The following is a 6,078-nucleotide window of genomic DNA, read 5'->3' as shown; positions in this document are numbered from 1 at the left end:
GTCGGGCGCGGCCAGCCGCTGATCGACCAGGAGGTGTTCGGCACCGGGATCGCCGGGTTCCGCGACATCGCCGAGCCCGTGGCGCTGCTCGAAGAAGCGCTGCGGCAGGGACGCGCGAAGGGCAGCGGCGAGCGGTACCAGTTCGACGAAGTCGCGATCACGCCGGAACCGCCGGCCCGCCGAGTTCCGTTCGTGCTGGCGTCCTCGTCCCCGGAATCAGCCCGGCTGGCGGGCCGCCTCGGACTCCCCGTGCTGCTCGGCCCGTTCATCGACGTGCCGACCAAGCGCACCGTGCTCGACGCGCACGCCGCCGCGGCTGCTGAGCACGGCCACCAGCTGGATCCGCAGGACAACATCGACTCGGCGTACTTCGCCATCGCCGACGACACCCCGACCGCGGAGCAGCTGCTGACCACCGGCATCGCCGACGCCGAGCTGCAGATCGCGGAGTTCGGCAAACCACTGGTCGAACGCCCGGTGCCGACCGCCGAGCAAGCCCTCGCCGGAGCCGCGGCGCTGACCGGCTGCCACATCGCCGGCGACGTCGCGGAATGCCGCAGGCGCCTGGCCGAGCGGGCGTCGGAACTGGGCGTCGGCCGCGTCCTGCTGATGCCCGAGGGCGCCGGATCCCACGAAGCAACGCTGCGCACGATCCGCGCCGCCTCGCAGGTGTTCCGCCCCTGAGCGCGCCGTCCATTTCGGACGCTCCTGCGGCACCGGGTCCTCCGTTGTGGTGACCGCTGGGGCGTGCAACGCTGGAAGCACTCCGGATCGACGGCGCCGGGCTGCTCGGCGACGCGGTGAACGTTGCGCGGACGCGTCGGGACGACGGCGCAAAGTGGACGGCAAAAGTCGTGGCGAGTCTTGTGGATCGCCATTCGCACCAGCAGACTGACTGGTCGGTTCCCGAAACTGATCGTTCTGACTGCGAGGCAGCATTGAGCATTCTCGGCACCCGGGTAGAACGCCGTGAAGACCCGCGCCTTCTCACCGCCGGCGGGACCTACGTCGACGACCTGCGCGAGCCAGAGCTGGACGGGGCGCTGCACGTGACCTTCGTGCGCAGCCCGCTGGCGCACGCCAGGATCACCGAGATCGACACCGACGAGGCCAGAGCCCTGCCCGGCGTGCTCGGCGTGTTCACCGGCGCCGACGTCGACCTCCCCGCCTTCCCGCCGGACGGCGGCATCAGCGGCCCGCCACCAGCGGCGATGGAACGCCCGCACCTGGCCCGCGAGGTCGTCCGCTACGTCGGGGAACCGGTGGCCGCGGTGGTCACCGAGACCCGCGCCCAGGGCGAGGACGCCGCCGAGGCCATCTCGGTCGACTACGACCCGCTGGACCCGGTGGTCGACGTCGACGACGCCCTGCGCGACGAGGTCCTGCTGTTCGCCGACGCCGGCACCAACATCACCGGCACCAGCGGTGAGCTGGACGAATCGCTGTTCGCCGACTGCGAGGTCGTGGTCAGCAAGCAGATCGAGAACCAGCGGCTGGCCGCCGCGCCGCTGGAGGTCCGCACCGCGGCCTGCGCCTGGGCCGGCGACAAGGTCACCGTGTGGCTGTCCAACCAGAACGCGCAGAGCTGCCGCGACGCGCTGATGGCCAACCTCGGGCTGCCGCGCGAGCAGGTCCGGGTGATCACGCCCGACGTCGGCGGCGGGTTCGGCGCCAAGATCGGCATCGACCAGGAGGCCGCGCTGCTGCCCTTCCTGGCCAAGCAGGTCGGGCGCCCGGTCAAGTGGGTGGAGAGCCGCAGCGAGAACCTGCTCGGGATGACCCACGGCCGCGCGCAGCGGCAGGTGGTGACCATCGGCGGTCGCCGCGACGGCACGGTGCTCGCCTACCAGCTCGACCTCGTGCAGGACGTCGGCGCCTACCCGCGGATGGGCGCGTTCCTGCCGCTGTTCACCCGGTTCATGACCAGCGGCGTCTACGACATCCCGAAGGTGCAGTCGCGGGCCCGCGCGGTGGTCACCAACACCACCCCGATCGGCGCCTACCGCGGCGCGGGGCGACCGGAGGCGACCGCGGCCGTCGAGCGGGCGATGGACCTGTTCGCCGCCGAGATCGGCGTCGACCCGGCCGAGGTGCGGCGCCGCAACCTGGTGCGTCCCGAGCAGTTCCCGTTCGACACGCCGGGCGGGATGACCTACGACACCGGCGAGTACATCAAGGGCCTCGACGCGGTCCTGGAAGCCGCCGACTACGAGGCCCTCCGCGAGGAGCAGGCCAAGCGCCGGGCCGAGGGCTCCACCCGCCAGCTGGGCATCGGCCTGGCCAGCTACGTGGAGATCACCGCGCCGAACAACACCGAGGGCGAGACCGGGCGCGTGGAGATCCGCCCGGACGGCAGCGCCCTGGTGCTCACCGGCAGCTCCGCGCACGGGCAGGGCCACTGGACGTCCTTCGCGATGCTGGTGTCCGAGCAGCTGGGCATCGACCTGGACAAGATCGAGGTCGTGCACGGCGACACCGACCTGATCCCCGAGGGCGTGGGCACGATGGGCTCGCGGTCGCTGCAGCTGGGCGGGTCGGCGGTGCACCGGGCGGCCGTGGACGTCAAGGACAAGGCGCGCAAGCTGGCCGCCGAGCTGATCGAGATCGACGAGGCCGACCTCGAGCTGACCGAGGGCAAGTGGCAGGTGCGCGGCACGCCGAACATCGCGCTGTCCTGGGCGGAGCTGGCGGAGAAGTCCGAGGAGGTGCTCGCCTCCGACGTGCGGTTCACCGAGGACCGGCCGACGTTCCCGTTCGGCTCGCACCTCGCGGTCGTCGAGGTCGACACCGAGACCGGCAAGGTCGACTACCTGCGGCACGTGACCGTCGACGACGCCGGGACGATCCTCAACCCGATCCTCACCGAGGGCCAGCGCCACGGCGGCATCGCCCAGGGCGCCGCGCAAGCACTGCTCGAGGAGGTCTCCTACGACGCCGACGGCAACCCGCAGAACGCCAACCTCGCCGACTACGCCTTCATCACCGCGGCCGAGCTGCCCAGCTTCGAGCTGCTCACGATGGAAACCCCGACCACGCTCAACCCGTTGGGGGTGAAGGGGATCGGCGAAGCGGGCACCATCGGGGCCACCCCCGCGGTGCAGAACGCGGTGGTGGACGCCCTCGCCCACCTCGGCGTCCGGCACATCGACATGCCGACCACGCCCGAACGGGTGTGGCGGGCGATCAACGAGGCATAGAACACCGGTGGAATTGGTTCAGGTGAAGTGATCAGCCGTTTCCCGACGGCCGCTCATCCCGCCACGTGCTTAGGAGTTCCATTCGTGCAAGTTTCGATCAACGTCAACGGCGAGCAGCGCAGCCACGAGGTCGAGGACCGCACCCTGCTCGTCCAGTACCTGCGGGACAACTGCGAACTGACCGGCACCAACATCGGTTGCGACACCACGTCCTGCGGCGCGTGCACGGTGCTGCTCGACGGAGAGTCGGTGAAGTCGTGCACCGTGCTGGCCGCCCAGGTGGACGGCCAGGAGGTGACCACCATCGAAGGCCTCGCCGACGGCGAGCAGCTGCACCCGATGCAGCGCGCGTTCCAGAAGGAGCACGGCCTGCAGTGCGGGTTCTGCACCCCGGGCATGGTGATGGCTTCGGTGTCCCTGGTCGAGGAGAACCCGAACCCGACGGAGGCCGACGTCCGCGCCGGGCTCGAGGGCAACCTCTGCCGCTGCACCGGGTACCACAACATCGTCCGCGCCGTGCTCAGCGCGGCCGAGGAGAAGTCGGGGGCCGCGGAATGATCCCTGCCGCGTTCACCTACAAGAAGGCCGGTTCCGTCGAGGAGGCGCTGGGCCTGCTCGCCGAGCACGGCGACGACGCGAAGCTGCTGGCCGGCGGGCACTCCCTGCTGCCGCTGATGAAGCTGCGGCTGGCGGTGCCGGAAGTGCTGATCGACGTCGGCGGGCTGCGCGAGCTGTCCTACGTCCGCGAGGACGGCGACCAGATCCGCATCGGCGCGCTGACCCGGCACCACGACCTGGAGCACTCCGAGCTGCTGCAGCGGGAAGTCCCGCTGCTGGCGCACGCGGCGGGCACCATCGGTGACCCGCAGGTCCGCCACCGCGGCACGATCGGCGGCTCCCTGGTGCACGGCGACCCGGCCTCGGACCTGCCCGCGGTGGCGCTGGCGCTGGACGCGGTGCTGGTCGCGCAGGGCCCGTCCGGCACGCGGGAGATCCCGGCGACGGAGTTCTTCACCGACTTCTTCGAAACGGCGCTCGGCGAGGACGAGCTCCTGGTGGAGATCCGGGTGGCCAAGAACCCGGCGCAGGGCTGGGACTTCCAGAAGTTCACCAAGCGCGCGATCGACTGGGCCGTGGTCGGCGTGGCCGTCGCGGGCCAGCGCGTGGCCCTGGTGAACATGGGCCCGGCGCCGATGCGAGCGCGCGGCGTCGAGGAGGCCTTGGCGAGCGGTGCGAGCCCGGCCGAGGCCGCGGAGCGAGCGGCGGAGGACACCTCCCCGCCGGACCAGGCGAGTGCGAGCGCGACCTACCGCAAGCACCTGGCGAAGGTCCTGGTCCGCAGGGCCCTGGAAAACGCGGCAGCCCGCCGCGCATGACGAGGTGAGGGCACCCGCGACCAGGTCGCGGGTGCCCTCGTTCATCCCCCGAGCGAGCACCACGCCTTTCCCCGCCATATCAACGGAAATCAGGCGCTCGACTTCTTGGAATCGCGCCCGTCGCGGGGCGGCGGCGAAGTCCGCCCTCGCTGTCGCCGCCGTCGTGGTCGCGTTCGTGCTGGTGTCAGGCGGGGTTGCCCGTCACGTGGGTGACGAGCAGGGTCACACCCGCCTCGCCGCCGCAGTCGACCAGCACGGGTCCCACCCCGTTGCCGACCGTCTCGCGGAGCTTCGCCCTGGCCTCGAACCGCTCGGGGCCGGACTCGATGATCTCGACGTCCTCCAGGACCGGCCGCCCGTCGACACCGCTGACGACGGCCCGCAGTCCGGTACCGCCGCCGCAGTGACCGGTGATCGTCACCTCCTGGCCCCGTTCGGTCGTCGGATTGGGCGTCACCTGCACCGCGGCACGCGCGCCCTCGGGCACCGAGGCACTGCTCTCCTGCGTGAAAGCCACGCACTCTCCTTCTCGTGATCAGTTCGGATCGCATCAGCTGCCGCTCTCCGGCCGCCGACACCGCTCAGCTTTCGCGATCCGGGTGCCGCGGGACATCAGGGATCGCCCGGGGACGTCCCTGATCAGTCCCGAGAACTCGGCTGAACCTCGCGGCTGGCATTTCCGCAGGTGGGGACCCGTGAGTCTTTTGTGGTGTTATAGCGCCCCAAAAGACTCACGGGGCTTGACCTGCGGCAACGGAGCCCCTGATGATCTCGGCGAGTTCTTCGGCGAGTTCCGGGGTCGCCGCCACGACTCCGGACCAGCGGCGGCGGAGGTCCGGGTCGATCTCCAGGGGCCGGCCGTGGACGTCCAGGACCGCGCCGCCCGCTTCGGGGAGGACCACCATCGCTGCTGCCAGGTCGACGATCCGGTGGGTGTCGGAGTCCGCGTCCGCGAAGGCGTCCGTCGAACCCTCCGCGACCAGCATCGCTTCCAGGCACGACGTGGACAGGATGCGGACCCGCGCCGCGCGCTTGGTCACCCGCCACCACGCGTCCGCGCTGCGCTCGTGCGGGCGCAGCAGGCTGACCGCCGCGCCGTCCAGCTCGCGGCGACCGCTGGTGCGGAACTCCGCGCGCTGGCCCGAAACCGCGTGCCAGCACCGGCCGGTGTCCAGCCAGCAGGTCAGCGCCTCCACCGGCTTCCCGTCGACCGCGATCGCCCCGGCGAACGCCGAGAGCGGCACCCCGGCCGCGGCGTTGGCCGTGCCGTCCACCGGGTCGGCCACGAGCGTCATCGCCGAACCGTTGTCGGCGAACCCGACCTCCTCGCTGAGCAGGTTGATCCGGTGCGCCTCGGCGACTTCCGCGATCGCGGCCTCCACCAGCAGGTCCAACCGCATCGACGCGGTGCCGTCCGCGCCGACCGACGACGTCTCGGCCAGCTGCGCCCGGTCGAACTGCGCGCGAGCGTCCCGGAAGGCCGCCGACGCCGCCTTGGCCGCGCC

6 protein-coding genes are annotated in these 6,078 nt (G+C 71.5%); 4 read left to right on the top strand and 2 right to left on the bottom strand.

Going from position 1 to position 6,078, the window contains the following annotated elements:
• The 4 genes from ABTZ89_RS34385 to ABTZ89_RS34370 all read left to right on the top strand — a co-directional run.
• Window positions 1–684, top strand: a 684-nt coding sequence (locus tag ABTZ89_RS34385) for an LLM class flavin-dependent oxidoreductase (protein WP_351052717.1), incomplete at its 5' end; no start/stop codon positions are given.
• Between the two features lie 254 nt (window positions 685–938).
• Window positions 939–3,197 (top strand): xanthine dehydrogenase family protein molybdopterin-binding subunit, encoded by a 2,259-nt coding sequence (locus ABTZ89_RS34380; RefSeq protein WP_270949544.1) that lies wholly within the window; start codon window positions 939–941, stop codon window positions 3,195–3,197.
• A gap of 84 nt (window positions 3,198–3,281) precedes the next feature.
• Entirely contained in the window at window positions 3,282–3,755 is a 474-nt protein-coding gene (locus tag ABTZ89_RS34375; RefSeq protein ID WP_270949545.1) for a (2Fe-2S)-binding protein, read from the top strand.
• Window positions 3,752–4,573 (top strand): FAD binding domain-containing protein, encoded by an 822-nt coding sequence (locus ABTZ89_RS34370; protein ID WP_270949547.1) that lies wholly within the window; start codon window positions 3,752–3,754, stop codon window positions 4,571–4,573. The genes ABTZ89_RS34375 and ABTZ89_RS34370 overlap by 4 nt, the downstream gene beginning before the upstream one ends.
• Window positions 4,574–4,757: 184 nt before the next feature.
• On the opposite strand, the gene ABTZ89_RS34365 is transcribed toward ABTZ89_RS34370, so the two are convergent.
• Together ABTZ89_RS34365 and ABTZ89_RS34360 are read right to left on the bottom strand one after the other, a co-directional pair.
• Window positions 4,758–5,090 carry a hypothetical protein gene (locus ABTZ89_RS34365; RefSeq protein ID WP_351052712.1) on the bottom strand — a complete coding sequence of 111 codons (333 nt, stop codon included), beginning with the start codon at window positions 5,088–5,090 and terminating at the stop codon, window positions 4,758–4,760.
• Window positions 5,091–5,304: 214 nt separating this feature from the next.
• The coding region (locus ABTZ89_RS34360) for an inositol monophosphatase family protein (protein WP_351052709.1) at window positions 5,305–6,078 on the bottom strand (774 nt) is incomplete at its 5' end.

The organism is Saccharopolyspora sp. NPDC002686, from assembly GCF_040295745.1.
Taxonomy (GTDB): Bacteria; Actinomycetota; Actinomycetes; order Mycobacteriales; family Pseudonocardiaceae; genus Saccharopolyspora; species Saccharopolyspora oryzae.
The sequence above is the reverse complement of the archived record's forward strand: the minus strand, read 5'-3'. Positions and strand labels throughout refer to the sequence as shown.